Source organism: Streptomyces sp. NPDC008150, from assembly GCF_042956945.1.
Lineage (GTDB): Bacteria > Actinomycetota > Actinomycetes > Streptomycetales > Streptomycetaceae > Streptomyces.
In genome coordinates this window covers 308077-329481 of sequence record NZ_JBIBHJ010000008.1, presented here as the reverse complement: position 1 = coordinate 329481, position 21405 = coordinate 308077, and the positions used below count along the sequence as shown (strand labels likewise).

Below are 21405 nucleotides of genomic sequence, written 5' to 3'. Positions count from 1 at the left end.
GTGTGACCGACACCACCGGGTCCCGCGCTGTTAGCGGCCGTTAACCTGATCCGCATGACCGTACATCTCGAAGTCGCCGAGGGCGTCGGCACGCTGCGCCTCGACCGTCCGCCGATGAACGCGCTGGACGTCGCCACGCAGGACCGGATCAGGGAACTCGCCGAGGAGGTCACCCGCCGCGACGACGTGCGCGCGGTGGTGGTCCACGGCGGCGAGAAGGTGTTCGCGGCCGGCGCCGACATCAAGGAGATGCGCGCCATGGACCACACCGCGATGATCCTGCGCGCCCGCGGCCTCCAGGAGTCCTTCACCGCCCTGGCCAGGGTGCCCAAACCCGTGGTCGCGGCCGTCACCGGCTACGCGCTGGGCGGCGGCTGCGAACTCGCGCTGTGCGCGGACTTCCGCGTCGCGGCCGACAACGCCCGCCTCGGCCAGCCCGAGATCCTGCTCGGTCTGATCCCCGGCGCCGGCGGCACCCAGCGGCTGGCCCGGCTGATCGGCCCGTCGAAGGCCAAGGACCTCATCTTCACCGGCCGTCAGGTCAAGGCGGACGAGGCGCTGGCCATCGGCCTGGTGGACCGGGTCGTCCCGGCGGCCGACACCCTCGCCGAGGCGCACGCGTGGGCCGCCCGGCTGGCCAAGGGGCCCGCGATCGCCCTGCGCGCCGCGAAGGAGTCCGTCGACACCGGTCTGGAGACGGACATCGAGACCGGGCTCGCCGTCGAACGCGGCTGGTTCGCCTCGCTGTTCGCCACCGCGGACCGCGAGGAGGGGATGCGCAGCTTCGTCGAGGACGGCCCCGGCAAGGCCCGCTTCCGCTGACGTCCCGGGCCGCCGCCCCGACGGCCGGCGGTCCGGGATGCGACACTCGAGTCCCGAACTGCCGTACGAAGAACGCCTGTTGGGGCGACGGTCCGCCCGGAAGCCGCCCGACGGGCGGCTTATGGGGACCTTAAGGCAGCCTTAAGTCTGCCTTGTCCCGGACCGCCGTCAACTGCCGCGAGAAGGGCTCCCGTTGCAGGTCGACGGGCCCCCGAGCAGCACCGAATTGCCGCTGGCACATGCCGAACGCCCGTCGCTCCAACGGGTGTTGTCGCCCCCGCATTACCGGAGAACCGCCCCCGTCCGACCGGCCGGACGGCCATGATGGGGGCATGGCGGGGCTGGAGGGCATCGGGCAGCCGCGGGGAGCCGGTCGTACGACCGCGGCGCCGCGGTGGTCGCCCGGTTTCGAGGACGAACGGGCGCTCGGCGTCATCGAGTTGTTCGGCGATCCGACGGAGGACGAGGTCGTCCTGGCGTCCCTCCCGGAGTCCGCGGCCACCGCCCGGCGGCTCGCGCAGGTCGTGATCCTGCGCCACTGGGCGCTCTCCCCGAAGCTCACCGAGGACGCCGTCCTGCTCGTGTCCGAACTCGTCGGCAACGCCGTGCGGCACACCGGGGCCCGCGTGTTCGGGCTGCGGCTGCGCCGCCGGCGCGGCTGGATCCGCGTCGAGGTGCGCGACCCCTCGCGCGCGCTGCCCTGCCTGATGCCGGTCCAGGAGACCGACCTCGGCGGACGCGGCCTCTTCCTCGTCGACAAGCTCGCCGACCGCTGGGGCGCCGACCTCCTGTCGCACGGCAAGACCACCTGGTTCGAGATGCGGGTCGGCGACCGCTAGGGCCCGGCCCCCGCCGTCCCCGTCCCGTCCGCGGCGTTCCGCGCGGTGCGACCCGCCCGCCCGCGCACTCAATCGGCGCGAATCGCCCCGAACCCCCTTAAATGGTCCGGTGACCACGACCGACCGCCGCACGGCGCTGCGCACCGGTGCCGGGCTCGTCGCCGCGGGAGCACTCGGCGCCGGGTGTTCCCCCGCCGGGCCCGCCGCGACCGAGGCCCCCCGCGCCGCGCACACCGCGCCCACCACCGCCGACCGGCCCGCCGCCTCCCCGCACCCCGCGCCCGCACCCCGTGCCTTCCCCCGGCAGCCCGCCCAGATCGCGCACGGCCCCCGCGACCGCCCCCGTGTCGCACTCACCTTCCACGGGCAGGGCGACCCCGCCGTCGCCCGTGCCGTCCTCGACCGGGCGGAACGGCACCACGCCCGCGTCACGGTGCTCGCCGTCGGCACCTGGCTCGACGCGCACCCCGAGATGGCCCGGCGGATCGTCGACGGCGGCCACGACCTCGGCAACCACACGATGCGGCACATCGACGTCAACTCCCTGTCGGAGGCGGACGCGCGCGCCGAGATCACCGGGTGCGCCGACCGGCTGCGGCGGCTGACCGGCTCCATCGGCACCTGGTTCCGGCCCTCCCGCGCGACGACCGCGTCCCCGCTCGTCGCCCGCCTGGCCCGCGCCGCCGGCTACCCGCACGTCCTGTCGTACGACGTCGACTCCCTCGACTACACCTCGCCGGGCGCCGCCGCCGTCACCTCCAAGGTCCTCGGCGAGGTCCGCGAGGGGTCCGTGGTGAGCCTGCACTTCGGCTACGCGGACACCGTCGCCGCCCTCCCCGGCCTCCTGGAAGAACTCGACCGCCGCGGCCTGCGCGCCGTCACGACCACGGAGCTGCTCAGCTGATGAACCCCACCACCCGCCTCGCGTCCGCCCTGGCCGCCGTCGCGGCCCTCACCGCGCTCGCCGCCTGCGGCTCCGCGTCGGACGGCGCGCACGAGGACACCGCCACCACCCGTGCCGCGAAGCCCGCCGTCACCGCGAAGGCCGCGCCGCCCGCCGGCCTGCCGGGCATGCCGCCCCCGCTCGACCCGAAGGACGTCTACGCCGCCGACCGCCCGAACCAACTGGCGCCGCAAGTACGGAACTTCCCCTCGCGGGTCTACGTGCCCAACACCAACTCGGACACGGTTTCGGTCATCGACCCGAAGACCTACAAGGTCGTCGAGACCATCCCGGTCGGCGACCAGCCGCAGCACGTCGTGCCGTCCTGGGACCTGAAGACGCTGTGGGTCAACAACGACCGCGGCAACACCCTCACCCCGATCGACCCCGCCACCGGCAAGGCCGGCAAGCCGGTCGACGTGCACGACCCCTACAACCTGTACTTCACGCCGAACGGCAAGTACGCCATCGTCATGGCCTCCCTCGACCGCCAGTTGGTGTTCCGGGACGCGCACACCATGAAGACCGCCAAGTCCGTCCCGGTGAGCTGCTACGGCGTCAACCACGCCGACTTCTCGCCCGACGGCCGCTACTTCATCGTGTCCTGCGAGTTCAGCGGGGAACTGCTCAAGGTCGACACCGAGCGCATGAAGGTCGTGGGACAGCAGAAGCTGCCGTTCCACGGGGCCATGCCCCAGGACGTCAAGATCGCACCGGACGGCAGCAGGTTCTACATCGCCGACATGGCGGCCGACGGCATGTGGGTGCTCGACGGGGACAAGTTCACCGAGCCGAAGCTGCTGCACACCGGCAAGGGCTGCCACGGCCTGTACGTCGGCCGCGACTCCCGCGAGATGTACATCTCCAACCGGGGCGAGGGCACCGTCTCCGTCTACGACTTCACCCGGAACCGGCTCACGCGGAAGTGGCACCTGCCCCAGGGCGGCAGCCCCGACATGGGCGGCGTCTCCGCCGACGGCAAGGTCCTGTGGCTGTCCGGCCGGTACAACTCCGAGGTGTACGCCCTCGACACCCGCGACGGCAGGCAGCTCGCCCGCATCCCGGTCGGCAGCGGCCCGCACGGCCTCGCCTTGTACCCGCAGCCGGGGCGGTACTCGCTGGGACACACCGGCATCTTCCGCTGACCGTCAACCAGCCTTCTGAATAGGCAAGTTGAGCAGAATCTCCGCCCCCAGCGGACGGTAGCCCGCCGCCCGGAACGCCCGCAGGCTGCGGGCGTTCCCCGCCGCCACCTGCGCCCACACCGGTTCGCCCGCCGACAGGTGCCGGGCGGCCCGTGCCAGCGCCCGGCCCAGACCCCGGTGGCGCGCGCCCTCCGCCACCTCCACGGAGACCTCCGTCCGTCCGGCCACCCCGCGCCCCAGCACCAGCACACCGCCGGGCGCCGACCACACCCGTACCGCGTCCCGCCGGGTCCGCGCACGGAGCGCCCGGGGGTGCGCCGGATCCGCCTCCTCCGTCAGCGCGAGGCCGGGGGCGCCGGGCAGCGCGGGGGCCGCGGACAGTACGTCGACGGTCTCGGCCGTGCGTCCCGTGCGGGCCATCAGCGCGGCCAGGAACCGGGGGTTCATCGCCGCGGCGAGCGGGTCGCAGTCCGCGGCGGCCAGCGCCTCGCGCACCCAGGCCTCGTCCTCGTCGGTGAAGACCACCGAGTGCGCCGTGAAGGCGACCACGCCCGCGTCGCGCGCCGACGGCTGGGCGACGACGGACGTGCCGCCGTCCGGTGGAGGGAGGACGCCGCGCGCCGCGGCGTCCAGGACGTCCCGCAGGTTCTCCGCCAACGCCCGCCTCCGCCAGTCACCTTGAGACGCCCCTTGAGACGCCCCTTGAGTCTCCACCCGCTGGAAGGCACAGACTCCCAGACATGACCGACGACGGCACCGGACTTCTCACCATCGGCGAACTGGCCCGCTCCACCGGCCTGTCCGTGCGCACCGTCCGTTACTGGTCCGACGCGGGCGCCCTGCCCCCGGTCACGCGGTCGGCGGGCGGCTACCGCCTCTACGACGCGGCGTCCGCGGCCCGCCTGGAGCTGATCCGCACGCTGCGCGAACTGGGCCTGGGGCTGCGGGACGTGCGCGCGGTGCTGGCCGGCGAGACGACCGTGGCGGAGGTGGCCGCCGCGCACGTGGTGGCCCTCGACGCGCAGATCCGTTCGCTGCGGGTGACCCGGGCGGTGCTGTCGACCGTGGCACAACGCGGTTCCACCGCCGAGGAGATGACCCTGATGAACAGGCTGGCCCGGCTGTCCGCCGCCGAACGCACCCGTATCCTCGACGACTTCGTGGACGAGATGTTCCACGGCCTGGACGTCGCCGACCCCGTGGTCCGCGAGCGCATGCGCGGCATCACCGTCGACCTGCCCGATGAGCCGACCCCCGAACAGGTCGACGCCTGGGTCGAGTTGGCCGAACTGCTGGAGAACCCCGCGTTCCGGGCCCGGATGCGCAGGGTGGCCGAGTACAACGTCGCCGGACCGGGCGGGGGTTCCGACCCGCGTGCGGGCGGCGCGCTCGCGTTCATGCGCGCGCTGGTGGGCTCGGGCGCCGCGGGACGGGAACGGGGCCTCGCCCCCGGGTCGCCCGAGGGGCAGGCGCTCCTGCGCGAACTGCTGGGCGACGCCGACCCCGCGGCCGTACTCGAAAGGGTGGAGTCCGTCACCACCGACGAGGTCGCCAGGTACCGCGACCTGCTGGCCGTGGTGAAGGGCGGCAGCCCCGCCGCCGCCCACCGGCCGGAGTTCGCGTGGGTGGTCGCCGCACTGCGGGCCGCCACGGACCGTTAATCTGACCACCGTCAGCAGGGCCGCACGGCCTGGCATTCATGCACGAGAAGGGGCGGACCGGTGGCGGACATCGAGGAAGCACGCAAGCAGTTCGAACGGATCGACACGGACGGCGACGGGTTCATCACGTCGGCCGAGTTCAGGACGGCGCTGGCCCAGGGCGGCGACTGGAACGTCACCGAGTCCGTCGCGGACGCCATCATCTCCAGCCGCGACCTGAACAAGGACAAGGTCCTGTCCTTCGACGAGTTCTGGACGCACCTCAACAAGTGAGCCCGGCGCACGGGCCGGTGGGCCGCCGCGCGCGGCCCGTCCCCACCGGGGCGGGCCCCGCGGCGGCCCCCGACTCCCGCCGCCCCGCGGTCCCGGCCGAGGCCGTCGCGCGGCGGTGCGCCCCGCTTCGTACCGCTTCGTACGGCTTCCCGGGGGACTCCACCCGCGTGCCGCGCGCCGGAACACCGTGCGGTGTGCCGGGGTTGACGGGATCAGCGGCGGAGCACAGGGGCTCTGCCGCACCCTCCCTCCGGAAGGTCGGGCGAGTCGGAACATGAAGATCGGCATCATCGGCGCGGGCAACATCGGCGGCAACCTCACGAGGCGGCTCACGGCCCTCGGGCACGACGTCTCCGTCGCCAACTCCCGTACCCCCGAGACCCTTCAGGACCTCGCGGCGGAGACCGGCGCGATTCCGGTCGTGGCCTCGGAGGCCGCGCGCAACGCCGAGATCGTCGTGGTCACGGTCCCGCTGAAGGCGGTGCCCTCCCTGCCGTCCGGTCTGTTCGACGAGGCGGCCGACGGTGTCGTCGTCATCGACACCGGCAACTACTACCCCCAGCAGCGCGACGGCCGCATCGACGAGATCGAGGACGGCGGCCTGACCGAGAGCCGCTGGACCGAGCGGCAGATCGGCCACCCCGTGGTCAAGGCGTTCAACGGCACGTACGCGCAGGACATCCTGGACCGCCACCGGCCCGCCGGCGACCCCGAGCGGATGGCGCTGCCCGTCGCGGGCGACGACGCGGCGGCCAAGCGCGTGGTGCGCGATCTCATCGACGAACTCGGCTTCGACACCGTCGACGCGGGCGGCATCGACGACTCCTGGCGCCAGCAGCCCGGCACCCCCGTCTACGGACTCCGGGGCACCCCGGCCGCCGTGGAGGAGGCCCTGGCGAAGGCTCCGTCCGAGCGGCCGGCGGACTTCCGCGGCTGACGGACCACCGACCGGCCTCCGGCGGACGGGGTGAGGGACGGGCGCCTCCCGTCCCTCACCCCTGGCGTTCGCCCAGGGCCCGCGCGACGAAGGCGTCGAGGACGCCCTCGCCCACCGACACCGTCCGGGTGGTGCCCTGCCAGTCGACGACCGTGTGGGCGCGGGCGGCGGTGCGGGACGCCGTCACCGCCGCCCGTCCGCCCGTCCCGTCGCGCAGCGCGAGCGCGGCCAGTGCGGACCGCGCCCAGTCGCTCGCGGCGGCCAGCCAGGGCGCGGCCGACCTCGCGAACGCGTCCGGCACCGCGTCCGGGGCACCGGCCAGCACGGTCAGCCGCGCGCGCAGCGCGGCCTCGGCGTCCGCCCCGCCCCGCCGGTACGCGGCGATCAGTGCCGCGAGTCCGGGCGCCTGCGTGCCGTCGAGCCGCGAGGCGCGGTTGACGTCCGCGAACGCGCGCAGGGCGGCCAGCGCCCGCGGATCGCCGTCCGCGACCGCGGCGAGACCCGCGTCCAGGGCGGCCGCGGGCCGGTACGCGGACGGGTTCCACGCGTAGGCGGCCACCGAGAACAGCACCGGGTCCGAGGCCGCCGCCTGGTTCATCGGGTTCGCCGTGATGCCGGAGACCGCGCCGGGCAGCCCCGCGTCGCGGCCCTCGTAGGGGCCGAGCAGCAGGTGGTCCGCCGTGTAGTCGTTGACGGGGTAGTTGTCCCACAGCAGCACCGGGTGCCCGTAGAGCCGCGCGGCGGTGCGGGCGTCCCGGGCGCTCACGGTGGGGGCGACGACCAGCGGGCCCGTCCACATCACGCGGACCCGGCGGTCGAGGCGGGCGGCGAGCGCGCTCTTGTAGGCGCTGGCCCGGCCGCCGTCGTACTCGGTGGGCACGGTGACCAGCGCGGCCGCGCCCGCGCGGGCGTCGAGGAAGCCGCGCTGCACCCTGTTCAGCAGGTCCGCCTGGGCCCGGGCGACGGCGGCCCGGCCGGTGCCGTAGACGGCGGCGTCGCGTGCGCAGTTCCAGCGCGTGATGTCGATGTCGTCGAGCGGCACCGCGAACGCCCGCACCCCGACGTCCCACAACTGCCGGAACTTGGCCGTCAGCGCCGCCGTGTCGGCCGCCGAGGAGTAGCAGACCGACGGGCCGGGGGAGAGGGCGTAGACGAACGAGACGTGGTCGGCGGCGGCGCGCGCGGCCAGCGCCCGCAGGTCGGCCAGGCGCGTGGCGGGGTACGGGTCGCGCCAGCGGCCGCGCAGGTACGGGTCGGCCTTCGGGCTGTAGAGGTAGGTGCCGAGCTTGTAGCGGGCGGCCAGGTCGAGTTGGCGCAGCCGGTCGGCCTGCGTCCACGGGGTGCCGTAGAACCCCTCGACGATGCCGCGCGTCGCGGTGGCCGGCCAGTCGCGGACGCGCAGGGCGGGCAGAGCCGTGCGGGCCCTCGACGAGCCCACGGGGCGCACCAGTTGGGCCAGGGTCTGCGCCGCGTGGAACGCGCCGTCCGCGTCCCTGCCCGCGAGGACGACCCGCGGTTCGCCGTGGTCGGTGCCGACGGCGAGGGTGTAGCCGCCGGCCGGAAGGGCGGCCGGGGAGGGCGTGCCGAGGGCGCCGGGACCGGGGGTCGAGCCGTCCGAGCCGATGGCGACGAGGAGTTGGCCGTGCGCGGCGCCGGTGCCGGTCCGCACCCGCGTCGCCCCGCCCGCCCGCAGGGCGGCGGTCACGGCGGCCAGCGTGGACCGGTCGGTGCCCGCGCCGGCGCGCAGGACCACGGTCGTGCCGACCGGCACGGCCCCCGCGCCCCGCCGCACGCTGCGCGGGGCCGGCCAGAGGACGGGCGCACCGGGGGGAACGGCGTCGCGGTGGGCCGAGGTCTGACCGCCGTCCGGGTTCTTGTCCGAAGGACGCCCGGTCGCGGCAGGACCGCCCCCGCCCGTGCATGCGCGGGCGAGGAGGACGACGACCAGCGCCGTGACGAGTCCGGCCGACCACCGCGTCGCGGAACGGGACTGCCGTGGCCGACCGTGGTCGTTTCCGCCGTCCGACATGTCGTGCACGGGGCTCATCTCTGGGGTTGCCCGGATCTCTCGGGTTGCTCGGAAACAGAAGGGCGCGGTGCCCGGTTCCTTTCGGAGGACATGGCCCACCGGGCATTTTATGAGGCATGGTGCACGCCTGTCGCCAATACGTGGAAAGGCGTCAAAGCGGCCGTGCTGTGCGCCAGTTGGCGTAGACACTTCTCTCCGCACGGCTTATTGAAATAGGCGCGGGGTGAGTCCGTCCCCGGCCAGGCCCGAGCACAGGAGGTCGCGCATGGTGGCGCCGGACCCCGTCAGTCATTGGATCGTCCTCGTCGACATCGAGGATTTCAGTCTGCGCCCGGAGACTTCGCAGGCAACGTTGAGCGAGGAGCTCTACCAGGTGGTGCCTTTCGCACTGGAGCGCGCCGGACTGGATCCCCAGTGCTGCTCGATCGCGGACCGGGGGGACGGAATGCTGATTCTCATACCTGCCTCCACGAGTCCCACCCGGCTTCTGCGGGAGTTCCCGCGCGGTCTCCACGACGCCCTGACGGAGCACCACGGCAAGTACAACGAGGAGCACCGGATGCGGCTGCGCGTCGGGCTGCACCAGGGACTCGTCATCAGGCGGGGCGACCGGTGGGCCGGCAACGCGGTCAACGACCTCTCCCGGCTCGTGGACGCAGCCCCGGTCAAGGGGGTGCTGGTGGAGGCGGTCCGCGCCCACCTGGTGCTGGTCGTCTCCGACGACGTCCACCGGTCGGTGGTGCTGGGCCACTACCCGGGCATCGACCCGGCCGCCTACCTGCCGGCCGACTTCGTCACCAAGCACGACGAACGGCGCCGGGGCTGGGTCACCGTGCCCGGCTACCCGGCGCCGCCCGGACTTCCCGCGGTCGCGGGGGAACCGTCGAACACGCCACGGGGGCAGAGGTCCCCGGGTGCCGACGGTGCCGCGGGAGAAGCGGGCGACGGGACCGGAAGGGGGAGCCCGGTTCCGTCGCCCGCCGTTCGCACGGGCGACGTCACGCGCAGCCAGATCGCCGCGGGCACGAGCGCCATGGCGGTGGGCGGCAGCCACGTGCGCGAGCTCTACGCCCAGGGGCCCCACTCGCGCGGCACCATCGTGCGCGGCGACTACGTGTGCGGCGACTACGTGCTCGGCGGCAAGACCGTGCACCACCACAACGCGCCGGACGCCGGACCCGACGAGACCGGGGACGACGCGTGAGCACCCCGTCGGGAGCCGCCGCGGCGGCCTCCCCGGGCCCGGCGCCGCAGGCGGGCGGCGCCCCCGCCTCCGGCGATTCCGGTGCACCGGCGGGCGCCCCCGCCGGCACGCCGGGCGCGGACGGCGGCCGGCCCGCCGCCGAGTCCGGCGCCGCGGGCGACAGCGTCGGAGTGGGCGCCGGCCACGGCGCCAGCGAGGCCACCGCCCGCACCGGACAGGGCAGCCTGCGCGCCGGAATGCTGCGGGCCGCGTGGACGCACGTGGGCGGCGACCAGGTCGAGGGCGACAAGATCGTCATCACCACCACGGACGACCGCGGCGTGGTTCTGCGCACCCTGACCGCCACCACCGTGGAGACCGTCCGGCACGCCTTCCGCGAGCCGCCCCGCTGGGACGACATCCTCGCCGACGCCTGGCAGCGCCGTTCCGTCGTGCTGCGCGGGCCGCGCGGTGCCGGCAAGACGGGAGCCGCGGTCCGGCTGCTGCTCTCCGGGGGCGCGAAGTCCTGGTTCCTGCTGGACTCCGTGGCAGACCTGGCCCGGCTGACGGAATTGGACGGGCTGGGCGAGGGAGCCGGTCTCCTGCTGGACCGGCCACGCGATCTGGGCGACCTGCGCGGAGGTCAACTCGCCGCCCTGGAAGACCTGTTGGAGAAGGCCGACGCCCGGCTGGTGGTGATCGCCGCCCCGGAGGCCGAACTGGGGCACGGCGTCGGCGAGTACGTCCAGCGCGTCGCCCGGCCCGACAGCCTCGACGCGGTCCTCGCCGCCCATCTCGGCCACCGTCTCGGCGAGTCGGAGGCCGGTCACGTCCTGGCGTCGGAAGGCGTCGCCGACCTCGCGGCCGCCCTCCTGGACGCCGCCGCCTCCTGCCGCGACGCCGCCAGGCTCGCCGAGGTCCTCGCGCACGAGTCCAGCCTCGGCACCGTGGACCTGGACCGGGTCAGGAGCCGGATGGACCAGACCGCCGGCGAGAGTCCGGAGGAATGGTTCGAGGGTCTCGGCGACACGGTGCTGCGCACCCAGGCCACGGCCCTCGCCGTGCTCGGCGGACTGCCGCAGGAGGACGTGGCCCTCGCGGCCAGCACGCTGCTCGACCGGTTCCGCAGCGACCGCGGCGTCCTCGCCGCCAGCGTCGAGGACGGACCCGTCCCCCTGCGGCACGACCCCTTCAGCCGGTCGCGGCGGCTGCTCGCCGAGCGGCTGCGCGCCCGCACGGTCTCCACCGTCACCCGCGGCGCGTTCGGGACGCTGCCGTGCACCGTCGCCGAGTACCGCGACGCCCAGTACCCGCCGCGGATCATCCGGCACGTCTGGTCCGAGTACTTCGTGCAGGCCGAACTCATCGACTGGATAGCCGAGTTGGTGGACTCCCCGTCGCAGCAGGTGCGCAGCTTCGCCGGTACCGCGCTCGGGCTGATCGCCACCGAGTCGTTCGACCACATCGCCACCCAGGTCTTTCCCCGGTGGATCCGGAACGAGGACCGTGGTGCGCTGCGCCGCGAGGCCGTCGCCTACGCCCTGCGGGTGTGCGTCAGGGTCCCGGCGCTGCGGCCCGGGGTCCGCGCGCTCGTCGAGGGCTGGTACCTGAACGGCGACTGGCATGCCCAGGCCGCGGCGGCTCGGGCCTACGGCCTGTGCCTGGGCGGGGTCGGCCCCGAGGAGGCGGTGCGGGCGCTGACCCGGCTCGGCACGGTCGACCACATGCGGGTCGCCATCGCCATCGGCGACGCCTTCGCGGACCTGATGGAAGAGAACCTGGCCGCCCACGCCCCCATGGTGCTGCGTGCCGTCGCCGAGATGGTGCACGATCCCGCCTCCCGCGCGTGCGGCCACCTCGTCTTCCTGATCCTCGCCGACGCCCTGGTCGCGGACACACCGGCCGGCGACGGCCTCCCCGCGCGCAGCCGCCCCACCCTGCTGCTGCTCGCGGCGGAGAACCCGGCCGGCAGCGAGATCCGGCGGGTCCTGGGCTATCTGTGGGCCGAGGTGATCGGCGGGGAACTCTTCGGCGATCAGGCCGCCCGCGTCCTCGAAGGCTGGTCCGCGCAGGCCGAGGCGGACCCGCTGCTGCTCGACCAGTTGGTCCGCGTCCTGGTGGACGACGTCGCCGCCCGCGGACCCCGCGTCGGCCGGCTGCTTCAGCGGTACGCGGACCAGTGGACCGACCGGGCCCGCTTCCGCCGCCTGCCGCGCGTCGCCAGGGTTCTCGGCGCGGCCCTGCTGGCCGGGCCCTCCGGCCCGGCCGGAGCGCGGAGCCCCGACTTCCGTACGGGCGCGACGGGTTCGTCCGGCGCGCCGCACTACTCCGAACCGTCCGTCCCGCAAGGAGGTGCCTGGTGAGCGAGCCGGTACTGTTGACCGCCAGTCAGTCCCCGGTGCCCAGGATGTCGGTGGGCCCGACCCGGGCCACCCAGCCCCATCTCGCGGTCGTGTACGCCACGGCCACCGGTGAGGTCGTCTGCTTCGAGGGCCGCCCGCTGCGTCCGGGACAGCAGGTGTTCTCCCGGTACCGGACCCGCTACGAGGTCGACATGCGGGGCCACCGGGGAACGGCCCTGCTCGGCAGGGACCCCCTCGTGAGCCGGGACGGCGTGCACACCTTCGAGGTGCAGGTGTCCTTCGGATTCCGGATCGAGGGCTGGCAGGGCGCCGAGAACTGGGTGCGCTCCGGCGTGCGGGACGCGCTGCCCGTCGTCCACGGCTACCTGGTCGCCCGTTTCCACGGCGCGGGGCGGCAGTTCGCCGTCGAGGACGCCTCCGGTCTCGAACGCCATCTCAACCAGTTGTGCGCCTCCGCGGTGACGCTGCCCGAGGGGCTGACCGTGCACGGGTGCAGGGTCTCGGTGCGGCCCGACGCGAAGTCGCTCGCCCATCTCGGGTCCCTGATCGACTCCGGCCGGCGCGAGGAGCAGGGCGCCGCCGCCCACAGCCCCGACCGGGGCGCGGTCGTCCGGCAGGCCGAACTCGACGCCCTGCGGCAGAAGTTCGAGATCGACGCCGCCGCCCGGCAGGCCGACGCCCTCGCCCACACCCTGGCGGACGGCGAGGGGCTGATCAGGCACTACCTGATCACGCACCCCGACGACGCGGCCGGCGCCTTCGCCATGTTCCGGCAGCTGGAGGAGGCGCGCGCCTCCACCGCGGAACTCCAGAACCAGCGGGCCCTGGGCCTGTTCCAGGTGATGGCGGAGAAGGGCCTCGTCCAGGCCGGGGACCTGGAGCAGATGCGCAGCCAGCTGACGGGAACCGTGGGCCGGGCCACCGGCGGTCACGCGTCCCAGCAGTTCGCGGGGCCGGCCCAGCTCACGAGCGCCCGGCCCTGGGACTCCGCACCGCCCCACCTCGCGGCCGGGGCGCCGGCAGCCGCGCCGCCCGACCCGTCCCCGGCCTACGCGCCGCCGTACGGGGCGGCGCCGGGCTCCCCGCAGCCCTACGCGGACCCGTATCCGCCCGAGCGGCAGCAGTCCTGGCCGCGTCCGCCCGCCGGCGCCGACGGCGGTGACGCAGGCAGGACGGCGTCGCCCGCACCGGTGGACCGGGCCGCGCCGGTCTACCTCGTCCTCGACGAGTCCCTCGACCGGGGCACGCTGGACGAGCTCAACCGCGGGCTCTCCTCGCTGCACTCCGCGCTGAGCGGAGCCCCGGAGGTGTCCGCGACCCTGCGCGTCTGCGTCCTCGGCATGGCCGCCACCACGGAGTCCAGGCTCGATCTCGACACGGTGGGGCCCGGCACCCGCAGCCCCATCCTCACCGGACGCCCCGGCCTGTCGTACACGCACGCCTTCCGGACCGTGGGGTCGCTGATCGGCCAGGACATCGTCGTGGTGAAGGCCGAGGGCGTCCAGGTGCTGCGCCCGCTGGTCTACTTCGTCACCGGGGGAGGGCCCGACGACGGCGCCTCGTGGGCGAGCGCCCACCGGGACCTGACCGACCCGGCCGGCAACCCCGTCGCGCCCCACGTGATCGCCCTGGGCCTCGGTGCCGACGGCGCGCACGGCGTCCGGGCGGTCGCCACTCGCCCGGAGTTCGGATTCGTCGCCGCCCCGCATCAGGACGCCGCGTCCGCAGCGCACAACTGTGCCGCCTTCCTGCGCGACAGCGTCGTCGGCTACGGGCAGCGGCTGGCTTCCGGCGACCCCCGCCCGCAGTTCTCGCTCAGCGCCCCGGACGGCTTCCTGCCCGCCCAGGACGCGCTGTGAGGACCGGACCGGCGAGGCGGCCGGGACCGTACTCGCGAAGACCGTCACGGCCGGCACCGACAGGGCCGTCCGGGCCCGCGACAGCCGCGACGCGGCACGAACACCGCCACATCCAGAGCGACATGAACGGAAGACGATGATGGAAAGCAACCGGGGGCACCTGCTCCCCATCTACGTCCTCGCCGACGAGTCCGGCTCCATGGCCCACCACATCGACGAACTCAACGACGGGCTGCGCTCGTTGCACCAGGCGCTGCTCGGCGAACCGATGGCCGCGGCGAAGGTGCGTTTCTCGGTGCTGGGCTTCGCGGACGACGTGGCCGAGCGGGTCCTCATGGTCGACCTGCGCAGCGCCAACGAGTTCCCGCGGCTGCGCACACGCGGCATGACCAGCTACCTCGCCGCCTTCGAGGACCTGATCGCACGGATCCCCGCGGACGTGAGCAGTCTCAAGGCCGAGGGGTACCAGGTGCACCGGCCCGCCGTCTTCTTCTTCAGCGACGGCCTGCCCAACCACGGCGAGGACTGGCGTGCGGCGCACCGCCGGCTCACCGACCGGAACACCACCCTGGGGGCGCCGAACATCATCGCCTGCGGAATCGTCGACGCCGACGCCCAGATCATCGACGAGGTCGCCACCCGGGCCGAGTTCGGCTTCATCGTCAACAAGGGCGTGGACGCGGGGGCGGCCATCGCGAAGTTCTGCACCGCGCTGACCAAGAGCGTCATCTCCTCGGGGCGGTCCCTGGGGTCGGCCTCCCCGCAGTTGGTCGTCGACAAGCCCGAGGGCTTCACCGTCGCGATCGACGTGATCTGAGATGTCCGTCTTCCGCCCGCGACAGCCGGGCCGACGCCGCGCGGAACCGCGCCACGTGGAACCGCCCGCCACCGCCGGCCCGGCACCGTACGCGCCGCCGGCCCCGGACGATTCTCCGCGGGAGCCCTCGCAGTGGAACGCGCAGCCGTACCCCGCCCACCCGGCGGGTGAGGGCTCCGTCGTGTCCCCGCCGGTCGCCGGCGCCGGTCGTGCGGGTGGGCCGGGCGCCGGTGCCGACCCGGTACACGGTGCTGCGCCGGCGCCCGGGGCCGGGGCGGTGCCCGCGCCGGAGGAGGGCACCCGGGACGAGGGCGCGGCCGTGTTCTGGCGCCCCCTCGTGGTCGGAACCCCGCTGCCGCGCTTCGAGCCGCGCCCGCCCTCGGGACTGTCCTACCGCCCCGACACCGTCTGCGACGGCTGGTCGACGTCGGCGCTCGACCTGCGTCTCGCCTCGGTGCGCGGATACCAGCACCGCTACGACGGCCGGCCGCGCGAGGACGACGCCGCGGCGGCCTGGGAGCACGGCACCGGCACCGTCGTCTTCGCCGTCGCCGACGGGGTGTCCGACGCGCAACAGCCGCACATCGGGGCGCAGTTGGCGTGCCGCAGCGCCGTCGACGAGATGCTCGCGCAGGTGCGCGGCGGCGACGGGTTCGTGGCGGACTGGGAGAAACTGCTCTCCACCGTCCACTGGCAGCTCGTGGAGCAGGCCCGCCGCATTCTGCACGACCCCGACGCGGGAGCGCGGGAGACCGCCGGCCTGCTGGCCACCACGCTGGTCGCCGGCACCGCGACCCCCACTCAGGAGGGAGTGCTCGTCCACCTCGTCTGCGTGGGGGACTCGGGTGCCTGGCAGATCAAGCACGACCGGTTCTACAGCCTGCTGGGCGGCAAGTCGGCCGGCGCGGACGGCCTGGTCTCGTCCGCGGTCGAGCCGCTGCCGTACGTGCCCGCGGGGATGCGCCCGTTCTGCTTCCGCCTGGAGCCCGGCACCGTCCTGCTCGTCGGCACGGACGGTTTCGGCGACGCGCTCGGTGACGGCACGGGTGCCGTCGCCGGGCTCTTCCTGAACCGGCTGCGCGATGTGGTCCCGCCCCTGGGGTTCGCGCACCTGCTGGACTTCTCGCGGGAGACCTTCGACGACGACCGCACGCTGCTGGCTCTCTGGCCGCGCGACCGGGCGGGCGGAGGACCGCTGTGAACGTCATACCGGTGTCGTGGGCGCGTCCCGAGCAACTGGGGTCCTACCGAACGGAGTTGCTCGGCGACGGCGGCCAGGGCGTCGTCTTCGGGGTGCCCAGTCCGCCGGGCAGGTTCCACGGCATGCGCATGGCCTACAAGGAGTACAAGCAGGGTGTCCGGCACGACGACGACGTCCTGCACGACATGTGCCTGTTCACCGAACGGCTCGGCAGCGCCGACCGCGCCTTCCTGGAGGAGCGGCTGACCTGGCCGAGGGCGCTGATCTACACGGGGCAGGCCCCGACCGCACAGCCCGCTTCGCGCAATCCCGGCACCCGCGTGGCCGGATTCCTGATGCCCCGCGCGGGGGCGGAGTTCGAACTGCGCAGCACCCGGCTCGGCGGCGCGAAGGCGCAGGGTCTCGAATTCCTGCTCAACCCCGACGGCTACACCCGCAGTCTGGGACTGGACGTCGACGACCGGCAGCGGTTGCGGCTGCTCGCGGACCTGGCGTCCACTCTCACCCGGCTGCACCAGGAGCAGGTGTGCGTCGGTGATCTCTCACCCAAGAACATCCTGTTCACGACGGGCGCGGCACCGCGCTGCCTGTTCATCGACTGCGACTCGATGCGCTACCGGGGCCGGGACGTGCTGGACCAGGTGGAGACCACCGGCTGGGAGGTGCCGGAGACGGCGAAGGCGACCTGGGCCTCCGACGCCTGGAAGTTCGGCCTCATCGCGGTCCGGGTCGTCAACAGGGACCAACAGCAGGAGGACACGGCGGAGTTGCGCGCCCTGTCGCCCGGTCTTGCGGACCTCGCGGAACGCTGCGCGGACCCCGACCCGGACCGGCGCCCGAAGATGGCCGAGTGGCTGCCCGCGCTGGAACACGCCGTCGGGCACATGAAGAGCCGGCCGAGGCCCGCCCAGCCGTCGTCCCCGGCGTACGCCCCGACGCAGCAGCAGTGGCAGCAACCCCGGGCCCCGTGGCAGCCGCAGGGACAGCCGCAGGCGCCGATCCCGGTCTGGACGCCGACGCCGGGCCCGTCGGGTTCCTCGTCCGGCGCCCGGGTGATCGGCGTTCTGCTCACTCTGCTGGCCATCGTGGTCGTGGGCGGTTTCGTCTTCCAGCACCTGCCCTCCGGCTCGTCCGCGGGAGACACCACGCAGACGTCGACCGGCACCGACGGCGGCACGGTTCCCTTCGACTCCCCGGAGAGCAGCGCCCCCGAGGACGAGCCGGCGTCCGACAATTCGGCAACGGCGGCCGACGGCACGACCGTTGACTACCTGCCGGTCGTCGACAACCCCGAAGCGGCGGAGATCGCGGGGACGTTCGCCGAGTTCTTCGGCGCGGTCAACAACCGGGACTGGGACTCGGCCCTCACGCACTACGACCCGGCAACCAAGGTCGTCAACCTCGGTTCCCAGTCGAGCCGCGAGGGGTGGGCCGAGGTCATGTCGACCACCACGGACTCGGACTTCGTCCTTTCGGAGATCTCCGAGTCGGGCCGGTTCACCCTCGCCACGCTGAACTTCACCAGCAACCAGGCCCAGGGGTACGGTCCCGCCGACAGCCCGAACGACACCTGCGACACGTGGACGGTGACGTACCAGCTGACGCACACGGACGGCTACCGCATCTTCAAGGCGCCCCGGGAGGGAGTGAGTTACGCGACCTGCTGAGCGGTGCCTGCAGTCGTCCCGGCCGTGCGGCGGCCGGGCTCACCGCCCGAACGCCTCCGCCTTCAGTCTGTCCAGGGAACGGATCACGAGGGACTGGCGGCCGGTGACCAGCCAGCCCTGCTCCCGCCACTGGACGACCGCACGGCTCACCGTGCGTCGGGAGGTGAGCAGGAGCCCGGCGAGGTCGTCCTGGGAGAGGGGTATCGCGATGCGGCGGCCCGTGCCGTCCGGCTCGGGCACTCCGCAGCGTTCGACGAGTTCGAGCAGGAGGGCCGCGAGCCGGACCGGGACCGGCTCCGTGAGACCCGTCCGCTGGAGGTCGGCCTCGCGCAGGCGCTGCGAGAGCGTCTGCTCCAGTGCCGCGGCGATACCGGGATGGCTGCGTGCCAGGGCATGGAACCGTGCGGCGGGTATCTCCAGCAACTCGGCGCTGGTGGCGGTGAGGAGCGACGCCGAACGCCGCCGGCGCTCCACCGCCGCCTGGTCGCCGAGGAGTTCACCGGGACCGCGCAGCCCGAGAACCGCGCGGTACCCGGCCGGGGACTCGCAGACGACCTTGACCCAGCCGCGCAGCAGCACGACCAGATGGTCCGAGTCGTCGCCCTGGGTCACGAACTGGCGGTCGGCCGGGATCGGTACCCGGGTCGACGCTTCGGTCAGAACCGCACGGTCCGCCGGATCGACCGCCTCCCAGAAGGAGGAGGGGTGTCCGGCCACGGCTCGACGTGTGTCTGTCATGTCTGCCCCCGTTGCTTCCGCACCGGGACGGCGTGGGTGTGGCCCGGGGCGGACGTGATAAACGTGCTCCGCGACCAGTATTGCGGTGGCGATGGGGATGCGAGGGGTGAAAACGGAGAAACCGTCGTCACGCCGTCCGCCCGGCCCCCGGGCCTGTCTGCGTCAGCCCCGGGCGGTCACCGAGCCGAGTACGGCCGCCGACTTGGTCGACCAGTCCGAGGTGACGATACTCGCGTGGTCCGCGGCCAGCAGCGAAAGCCGGGCGGCCACCTCGGCGTCCGTCGGCGCGGTCGAGGAGATCGCCGGGGACACGTCGGCCGCGTCCGTCATGATCAGCAGGTAGTGGTTCGTCGAGTAGAACGACGTGGCGTAGCCGTTGTCGACGTACGTCGCCGCGTCGCCGTCGAAGGCGACGAACCAGGGCCGGATCGAGGCGTCGTAGCGGCCGGTGCGCGGGTCGCCCGCGCTCGCCCCGAGCACCGCGGGGAAGGCCTGGGCGGCGGCGATGGTGCCGGCGGCGTAGCTGTCGCGCAGGTGGTCGCCGTACTCCTCGTCCGTCCAGTACGTGTCGAAGGGGTTGGCCTGCTCGACCGTGCCGGGGATCAGCTCGAAGAGCACCTTGCCGCGCAGGGCGTCCCGGGTGGGCCAGGCGTCCGCGCGGGCCGCCGCGTCCAGCGTGGAGTAGCCGGAGCCGAGCAGGTCGGACGGCTTGTAGACGATGTCGCCCAGCTTGGACGCGACGAGGGCGTCGAACTCGTCCGGTCCGAGGCCCGCGTTGTTGTTGAAGCCGTTCTTCATCTCCACCTTGAAGACGATCGGGCGGCTGTCGGGGTGCAGTTGGTGCCAGGCGGCGATGTTGTCCAGGCAGCCGCCGAGGTCCTGGTTGCGCACCTGTCCGTACAGCTCGCCGGGGGCGTCGGCGGCCTCGCAGTTGTTGTCGTTGCCGAACGGGTTGCTGTGGCTGACCCGCCACCGCCTGGTGAGGCTGTCGGTGTAGACGTCGAGTTCCAGGAGCGAGGCGCCGGAGTCCAACGCCTGTGCCAGATAGGTGTACTTGGCCTTGTCGTACGCGTTGTGCGTGCCGATCGACGTGGTCCCGGAGAGCTTCGCCGTCGCGGCCTGCGCGCTGCCGGGCAGGACGAGCAGCAGGGCGGCGCCCAGCAGGGCCGCCCGCAGCAGGGCCCGGAGCCGTCTCGCCGTACGTGTCGCGTGAACCGTAGGAACCGCATGAACAGAACGAATCGTGCGCACCGGTCAACTCCCTTGTCCCGCAAGCCAATTGGTCAGCGGAAGCGTAGGAGTGCCCGGTGGCCGGGCGGCAGCCCCGGGACGAACGGAACCTGTGCGGAGGGTGTGGGCGGCGGTGCCGGTTCCGGTTCGCGGGCCCTGTCTCGGACCCGCGGTGCGGCCAACTGTCCACAGGCGGGGGCGATTTGACCGGAAGTTCTGTGGATAACCGCGTGGATTCTGTGGACGGAGCGGTGGACGGGACGCCCGGCTCCCGTCACCCGCCCCGCCCGCGCTCACCGCCCCGCGGCCGGGCCGCTCAGCACTCGATGATGTTCACCGCGAGCCCGCCCCGGGCCGTCTCCTTGTACTTGACGGACATGTCCGCGCCCGTCTCCTTCATCGTCTTGATGACCTTGTCGAGGGACACCATGTGCGAGCCGTCGCCGCGCATCGCCATGCGGGCCGCCGTGACCGCCTTCACCGCGGCCATGCCGTTGCGCTCGATGCACGGGATCTGGACGAGACCGCCCACCGGGTCGCAGGTCAGACCCAGGTTGTGCTCCATGCCGATCTCGGCCGCGTTCTCCACCTGCTCGGGACTGCCGCCCAGTACCTCGGCGAGCGCGCCCGCCGCCATCGAGCAGGCCGAGCCGACCTCGCCCTGGCAGCCGACCTCGGCACCGGAGATCGACGCGTTCTCCTTGAACAGCATGCCGATCGCGCCGGCCGCCAGCAGGAACCGCACGATGCTGTCGTCGTCGACGCCGGGCACGAAGTCCACGCAGTAGTGCAGGACGGCCGGGATGATGCCGGCGGCGCCGTTCGTCGGCGCGGTCACGACCCGGCCGCCGGCCGCGTTCTCCTCGTTCACCGCCATCGCGAACAAGGTGATCCACTCCATCGCGAGGGCCGCCGGATCGCCCTCGGCGCGGAGCTGGCGGGCGGTCATCGCGGCCCGCCTGCGCACCTTCAGGCCGCCGGGCAGGATGCCCTCGCGGGTCATGCCGCGCGCCACGCACGCCCGCATGACGTGCCAGATCTCCAGCAGCCCGGCGCGGATCTCCTCCTCGGTGCGCCACGCGCGCTCGTTCTCCAGCATCAGCGACGAGATGGACAGCCCGGTCTCGCGGGCCAGCCGCAGCAGCTCGTCGCCGGTGCGGAACGGGTACTTGAGGACCGTGTCGTCGAGCTTGATGCGGTCCTCGCCCACCGCGTCCTCGTCGACGACGAAGCCGCCGCCCACCGAGTAGTACGTCTTGGTCAGCACCTCGGCGCCCGCGGCGTCGTGCGCCCACAGCGTCATGCCGTTCGCGTGGTAGGGCAGGGTCTTGCGGCGGTGCAGCAGCAGGTCGTCGTCGAAGGAGAACGCGATCTCGTGGTCGCCGAGCAGCCGCAGCCGCCCGGCGTCCCTTATCTCCTGCACGCGCGCGTCCGCGCCCTCCACGTCCACCGTGCGGGGCGAGGAGCCCTCGAGCCCCAGCAGCACCGCCTTGGGCGTGCCGTGCCCGTGGCCGGTGGCGCCGAGGGAGCCGTACAGCTCGGCCCGCACGGACGCCACGGAGTCCAGTACGCCCTCGTTGCGCAGGCGCCGGGCGAACATGCGGGCGGCGCGCATCGGGCCGACGGTGTGGGAACTGGACGGGCCGATGCCGATCGAGAACAGGTCGAAGACCGAGATGGCCACGGGGGGACTCCTAG

General features: G+C 73.6%; 18 protein-coding genes. 13 read left to right on the top strand and 5 right to left on the bottom strand.

Annotated elements, in window-relative coordinates:
- Window positions 1-54 precede the first annotated feature (54 nt).
- The 4 genes from ACFZA0_RS21860 (at window position 55) to ACFZA0_RS21845 (ending at window position 3749) form a co-directional block, all read left to right on the top strand.
- Window positions 55-822, top strand: coding sequence for an enoyl-CoA hydratase-related protein (locus tag ACFZA0_RS21860; RefSeq protein ID WP_391019417.1), 768 nt, complete (start codon window positions 55-57; stop codon window positions 820-822).
- Between the two features lie 332 nt (window positions 823-1154).
- The gene (locus tag ACFZA0_RS21855; RefSeq protein ID WP_391019415.1) at window positions 1155-1661 is read left to right on the top strand and encodes an ATP-binding protein; all 507 of its coding nucleotides are present in this window, start codon (window positions 1155-1157) and stop codon (window positions 1659-1661) included.
- A 109-nt stretch (window positions 1662-1770) separates the two neighbouring features.
- On the top strand, window positions 1771-2565 hold the full coding sequence (locus ACFZA0_RS21850) for a polysaccharide deacetylase family protein (RefSeq protein WP_391019412.1): 795 nt from the start codon (window positions 1771-1773) through the stop codon (window positions 2563-2565).
- Window positions 2565-3749, top strand: a complete 1185-nt coding sequence (locus ACFZA0_RS21845) for a hypothetical protein (protein ID WP_391019410.1) — start codon at window positions 2565-2567, stop codon at window positions 3747-3749. Before ACFZA0_RS21850 ends, ACFZA0_RS21845 begins: the two co-directional genes overlap by 1 nt.
- A 3-nt stretch (window positions 3750-3752) precedes the next feature.
- On the opposite strand, the gene ACFZA0_RS21840 is transcribed toward ACFZA0_RS21845, so the two are convergent.
- Window positions 3753-4406 carry a GNAT family N-acetyltransferase gene (locus tag ACFZA0_RS21840; RefSeq protein WP_391019407.1) on the bottom strand — a complete coding sequence of 218 codons (654 nt, stop codon included), beginning with the start codon at window positions 4404-4406 and terminating at the stop codon, window positions 3753-3755.
- A gap of 83 nt (window positions 4407-4489) precedes the next feature.
- Here ACFZA0_RS21840 and ACFZA0_RS21835 point away from each other — a divergent pair, with 83 nt between their 5' ends.
- The 3 genes from ACFZA0_RS21835 to ACFZA0_RS21825 all read left to right on the top strand — a co-directional run bounded on the left by ACFZA0_RS21835 (window position 4490) and on the right by ACFZA0_RS21825 (window position 6620).
- On the top strand, window positions 4490-5410 hold the full coding sequence (locus tag ACFZA0_RS21835) for a MerR family transcriptional regulator (RefSeq protein WP_391019404.1): 921 nt from the start codon (window positions 4490-4492) through the stop codon (window positions 5408-5410).
- Between the two features lie 60 nt (window positions 5411-5470).
- Window positions 5471-5683, top strand: a complete 213-nt coding sequence (locus ACFZA0_RS21830) for an EF-hand domain-containing protein (protein WP_391019401.1) — start codon at window positions 5471-5473, stop codon at window positions 5681-5683.
- 115 nt (window positions 5684-5798) lie between these two features.
- On the top strand, window positions 5799-6620 hold the full coding sequence (locus ACFZA0_RS21825) for an NAD(P)-binding domain-containing protein (RefSeq protein ID WP_391019398.1): 822 nt from the start codon (window positions 5799-5801) through the stop codon (window positions 6618-6620).
- A gap of 55 nt (window positions 6621-6675) precedes the next feature.
- On the opposite strand, the gene ACFZA0_RS21820 is transcribed toward ACFZA0_RS21825, so the two are convergent.
- Entirely contained in the window at window positions 6676-8649 is a 1974-nt protein-coding gene (locus ACFZA0_RS21820; protein ID WP_391019494.1) for a beta-N-acetylglucosaminidase domain-containing protein, read from the bottom strand.
- A gap of 265 nt (window positions 8650-8914) precedes the next feature.
- Here ACFZA0_RS21820 and ACFZA0_RS21815 point away from each other — a divergent pair, with 265 nt between their 5' ends.
- The 6 genes from ACFZA0_RS21815 to ACFZA0_RS21790 all read left to right on the top strand — a co-directional run bounded on the left by ACFZA0_RS21815 (window position 8915) and on the right by ACFZA0_RS21790 (window position 17739).
- Window positions 8915-9853 (top strand): hypothetical protein, encoded by a 939-nt coding sequence (locus ACFZA0_RS21815; RefSeq protein ID WP_391019395.1) that lies wholly within the window; start codon window positions 8915-8917, stop codon window positions 9851-9853.
- Complete coding sequence (locus ACFZA0_RS21810) at window positions 9850-12195, top strand: hypothetical protein (protein WP_391019392.1); 2346 nt, start codon at window positions 9850-9852, stop codon at window positions 12193-12195. The genes ACFZA0_RS21815 and ACFZA0_RS21810 overlap by 4 nt, the downstream gene beginning before the upstream one ends.
- Window positions 12192-14054: a hypothetical protein gene (locus ACFZA0_RS21805; protein WP_391019390.1), complete on the top strand. Its 1863-nt coding sequence runs from the start codon at window positions 12192-12194 to the stop codon at window positions 14052-14054. Before ACFZA0_RS21810 ends, ACFZA0_RS21805 begins: the two co-directional genes overlap by 4 nt.
- Window positions 14055-14190: 136 nt before the next feature.
- Window positions 14191-14871 (top strand): hypothetical protein, encoded by a 681-nt coding sequence (locus ACFZA0_RS21800; protein WP_391019387.1) that lies wholly within the window; start codon window positions 14191-14193, stop codon window positions 14869-14871.
- A 277-nt stretch (window positions 14872-15148) separates the two neighbouring features.
- A complete protein-coding gene (locus tag ACFZA0_RS21795; protein WP_391019385.1) occupies window positions 15149-16072 on the top strand; it encodes a protein phosphatase 2C domain-containing protein in 924 nt (307 codons plus the stop codon).
- Window positions 16069-17739 carry a lipopolysaccharide kinase InaA family protein gene (locus ACFZA0_RS21790; protein ID WP_391019381.1) on the top strand — a complete coding sequence of 557 codons (1671 nt, stop codon included), beginning with the start codon at window positions 16069-16071 and terminating at the stop codon, window positions 17737-17739. The genes ACFZA0_RS21795 and ACFZA0_RS21790 overlap by 4 nt, the downstream gene beginning before the upstream one ends.
- A 39-nt stretch (window positions 17740-17778) precedes the next feature.
- Here the strand turns inward: ACFZA0_RS21790 and ACFZA0_RS21785 are convergent, their stop codons facing one another.
- The 3 genes from ACFZA0_RS21785 to ACFZA0_RS21775 all read right to left on the bottom strand — a co-directional run bounded on the left by ACFZA0_RS21785 (window position 17779) and on the right by ACFZA0_RS21775 (window position 21391).
- Entirely contained in the window at window positions 17779-18477 is a 699-nt protein-coding gene (locus ACFZA0_RS21785) for a helix-turn-helix domain-containing protein (protein WP_391019379.1), read from the bottom strand.
- A 162-nt stretch (window positions 18478-18639) separates the two neighbouring features.
- Window positions 18640-19728: a Ca2+-dependent phosphoinositide-specific phospholipase C gene (locus ACFZA0_RS21780; protein WP_391019377.1), complete on the bottom strand. Its 1089-nt coding sequence runs from the start codon at window positions 19726-19728 to the stop codon at window positions 18640-18642.
- A 295-nt stretch (window positions 19729-20023) separates the two neighbouring features.
- The gene (locus ACFZA0_RS21775; protein WP_391019374.1) at window positions 20024-21391 is read right to left on the bottom strand and encodes an L-serine ammonia-lyase; all 1368 of its coding nucleotides are present in this window, start codon (window positions 21389-21391) and stop codon (window positions 20024-20026) included.
- Between the last annotated feature and the right edge of the window lie 14 nt (window positions 21392-21405).

Bases quoted from the DNA above. Each gene is read 5' to 3' on its own strand.
- ACFZA0_RS21860 (WP_391019417.1), top strand. From the start codon at position 55: ATGACCGTACATCTCGAAGTCGCCGAGGGCGTCGGCACGCTGCGCCTC.
- ACFZA0_RS21855 (WP_391019415.1), top strand. From the start codon at position 1,155: ATGGCGGGGCTGGAGGGCATCGGGCAGCCGCGGGGAGCCGGTCGTACG.
- ACFZA0_RS21845 (WP_391019410.1), top strand. From the start codon at position 2,565: ATGAACCCCACCACCCGCCTCGCGTCCGCCCTGGCCGCCGTCGCGGCC.
- ACFZA0_RS21835 (WP_391019404.1), top strand. From the start codon at position 4,490: ATGACCGACGACGGCACCGGACTTCTCACCATCGGCGAACTGGCCCGC.
- ACFZA0_RS21820 (WP_391019494.1), bottom strand. From the start codon at position 8,649: ATGTCGGACGGCGGAAACGACCACGGTCGGCCACGGCAGTCCCGTTCC.
- ACFZA0_RS21815 (WP_391019395.1), top strand. From the start codon at position 8,915: ATGGTGGCGCCGGACCCCGTCAGTCATTGGATCGTCCTCGTCGACATC.
- ACFZA0_RS21800 (WP_391019387.1), top strand. From the start codon at position 14,191: ATGATGGAAAGCAACCGGGGGCACCTGCTCCCCATCTACGTCCTCGCC.
- ACFZA0_RS21785 (WP_391019379.1), bottom strand. From the start codon at position 18,477: ATGACAGACACACGTCGAGCCGTGGCCGGACACCCCTCCTCCTTCTGG.